Source organism: Moorena sp. SIO1G6 (genome assembly GCF_010672795.1).
Classification (GTDB): domain Bacteria; phylum Cyanobacteriota; class Cyanobacteriia; order Cyanobacteriales; family Coleofasciculaceae; genus Moorena; species Moorena producens.
The window spans coordinates 1-2157 of the sequence record NZ_JAAHFZ010000152.1 but is presented as its reverse complement, the minus strand read 5'-3'; the positions used below and the strand labels follow the sequence as shown (position 1 = coordinate 2157).

Here is a 2157-nt window from a genome sequence, read left to right as displayed (position 1 = left end):
CCATTAGAGTCGATGCCTGGTATTACCCAGGGCACCTCTCCTTCAAATCCGGACGTGAAAGTTTCCCCTCATCCGGCTCCTAGATATTCTAGTCTTTCGACTTGCCCCCATGAATATGTTGGTGACAACTTTGGTGGACAGCCATAAGGTTGTTTTTCTTCCAGTTGTCATGATTTCCATCAATGTGGTGGAGATGTACTCTTTCTTCATCAATGAATTTCATTCCGCAATACCCACAGGAATGGTTTTGTTTCTTTAAAGCTTTTGCGGTAGCATCGGAGTAGAGCTGGGAATTTCTCTGACTCCAATAGACTAAGTCTCCGTCATAAGGGGACTTAGTCCCTTTTACCATTATGTGTTTGTTTTGTTCATACCCTACTGCGGGGAAACCCTTCTCACATAGTTTATTGGCCTGGTACCGGTTTACCTTCTTTTCGCTACGGAATTTCCGGTGTGCGGTATATCTCATGTGCCATAAATTGTCTCGGGAGCTGCCCATGTCGCAATACTTGTGGTAATTCCTCCATCCACGCACAATGGGGGCTAGTTTCTTAGCTTTAACTTTTGCACCATAATTCGAGTTGTTGACTACGGCCTTAATTTTCCTGCGGATGTTCCTATGATTGTCCGCTGAGGGAGTACATTGGAACTTTCCGTTTTGTTTGACACGCATGTGCCATCCTAGGAAGTCGAATCCGTCTGTCGTCTTGGTTATCTTGGTCTTTTCTTCGCTGATTTCCATGCCGCGTTCCGCCAGGAATTCCTTGATTTTATTCAGGATTTTCTCAGCGTTGTCTTTTGGCTTGAGGAATATTACCATGTCGTCTGCATATCTGACGCTTGGATGTATCCCTTCTATTCCGTCAAGTGCAATATTAGCGAGTAGTGGGCTAACGACGCCTCCCTGTGGAGTTCCTTGCTCAGGAAATTCCAGGTCAACTCCTGCTTTGAGACAGCGGAATATCCCAGTCTTCAAACTTGCTGGCGCAATTATCCTATCCATTATGGACTTATGGGAGATACGGTCGAAGCACTTCTTGATGTCTAACTCGACTATTCTTTTGTTGATGCCGTTTACTCTTGACTTTAGATTGTCAAATACGTATTTTTGGGCATCGTGGGCACTTCTTCCTGTTCTAAACCCATAACTGCGGGCATGGAACAGGGCTTCGTGTGCTGGTTCGAGAGCGAATTTTGCTAGACATTGCCATGCTCTATCGGAGATTGTTGGTATCTTGAGTATCCTTACTTTCCCATTCTTTTTAGGGATTGGGATTTCTCGGAGGCCGGAGTGCTTCCAGTCGAGGGCGTTTTGCCTCATGTTCTCAAGTAGTCCCAGTCTCTCGTCATAATTCAGTGCAGTTTTCCCGTCGATACCGGCGGTTTTCTTGCCCTGATTGAGCTGAGTTACTTGACGGATGGCCAAAAGCTGTGCTGAACGGGATTTCAGTATCAGTTTCTGTAGAGACCGAGCTTTCCTCAAGTCACCAGCTTGAACCGCTTTATACACGCGCCTCTGTAGGCGGAAAAGATTTTTCCGGAGTTGCTTCCAGTTTTGTCCTTTCCAAAGGTCACTAGATTTTTGTCTGTGTCTACCCATTCTCTCCATTGGTTTGTGTGTTCTGAATACCCGTGCCCAGTTTTGAGCACATCTTACCCGATGGTGGGGATTAGGCTTGGCATAGCTTACCGAAGTTACGACCGTTCTTCAGACCCAATTATTACCATCGTTTTTACTCGTTCCATTTCCCAGATTGTTTTGATGATTTAGGGCAATCCAGTCTGCCTACCCTCTTCTCAGAGATTGCGAATAACAACAATTCTTTCCGCGAGAATGAGAGGGTGTCATGCACATGTTTTTGTCAGATTGTGCTGAATTCATTAGACATTTTTTTAGGATTTGTTTACCCATGTCATCTCCCCGTTAGCGGCAGTGTGGCTAATCTGTTTCACCTCTGATTCCGCCCTGGTGCCAGCTTCACTCTGATGAAATGCCGTTCACCTCGGTGTGGCCAAAGATAGGGAGTCACTTGTCTCCTCAAGGGGTGGGTTTTCACCACCATCCAGGAAATAGTTAGGATTTCGGGGTTATCCCCGCGAATCCCTTAACTCATACCCCTCTAGTTTCTAGAGGCTCCTAGCTAAAACGAGCCGCAC

Annotated in this window: 1 protein-coding gene; it reads right to left on the bottom strand. The window is 46.1% G+C overall.

Annotated features, from left to right (window positions below):
- Positions 1–88: 88 nt before the first annotated feature.
- On the bottom strand, positions 89–1600 hold the full coding sequence (locus F6K63_RS36625; RefSeq protein ID WP_287314978.1) for a group II intron reverse transcriptase/maturase: 1512 nt from the start codon (positions 1598–1600) through the stop codon (positions 89–91).
- Between the last annotated feature and the right edge of the window lie 557 nt (positions 1601–2157).

Bases quoted from the DNA above. Each gene is read 5' to 3' on its own strand.
- F6K63_RS36625 (WP_287314978.1), bottom strand. From the start codon at position 1,600: ATGGGTAGACACAGACAAAAATCTAGTGACCTTTGGAAAGGACAAAAC.